Origin of the sequence: Vibrio olivae, assembly GCF_042428525.1 — a bacterium.
Lineage (GTDB): Bacteria > Pseudomonadota > Gammaproteobacteria > Enterobacterales > Vibrionaceae > Vibrio > Vibrio olivae.
The window spans coordinates 1-791 of record NZ_JBHMEP010000059.1; the positions used below are offsets into that span (position 1 = coordinate 1).

Genomic DNA, 791 nt, shown 5'->3' on the forward strand with positions numbered 1-791 from the left:
GTGGGCGTTCAACACGTCGGAATATTCGTTTGATAAGGTCGATTTGCCGGAACGTTACCAATTTGAATGGATGGACGACGTTACGGCGGCATTTGAAGGGTTGCCGATACAAGTAATAAGCAAGTATGTAACGCCCGGAAAGGTTGAGGAAATTAATATATCAAACTTTACGTCCGATATTGATATGATGTTGTTAAACCCCGGCAATATGAGTTCGGACGGGTTCGCCTTGTTTGCCGCCGTTCCGCCAATGTCCGGGTCGCAATGGATATTACCATTTACCCGCCAAACTATTAACGGGGTCGAATACTTTTTGCAAAACGGATATTTGGCGTTTATCAATCTGCAATCCCCGTATTGGTTATATGATTTACCCGCCCGTCGTGTATCAATAAACGGTTCCGAGGTTTACGCATACGGTATTGAGAGAAAGAAGAAACAAACGTTTAGTTTTCCGGCAAATGACGACCCAAACCCGATGCAACTAATAAAAACGTATATCGGTAACGGTCAAGTTGATAAATTAAGCGTAAATTTGTGTAGTCGAAACATTAAAGCAACGTTGAAATATGATACAGAATGACGATATAACCGTATTGCCGTGGTACACGACAATAGAGCAGCAGAAGCAAATAAGCGTATTGCCGTGGTACACGTCAATAGAGCAGCAGAACCACCGTAAAAGTTACGCATACGGGCAAATATACCCATTGTTCGCACCGGCTGATAGATTATTGCCGTTTCAGATAATAAGAAGTACCCGTCCAAATTCTGTTAGGTCTGTTATTCTA

The 791-nt window shown here is 42.6% G+C and carries 1 protein-coding gene; it reads left to right on the forward strand.

The genetic code is table 11. The features are described 5' to 3' along the window. A partial coding sequence (locus ACFFUV_RS23460) for a hypothetical protein (RefSeq protein WP_390198356.1) occupies positions 1–583 on the forward strand: 583 nt, incomplete at its 5' end. Between the last annotated feature and the right edge of the window lie 208 nt (positions 584–791).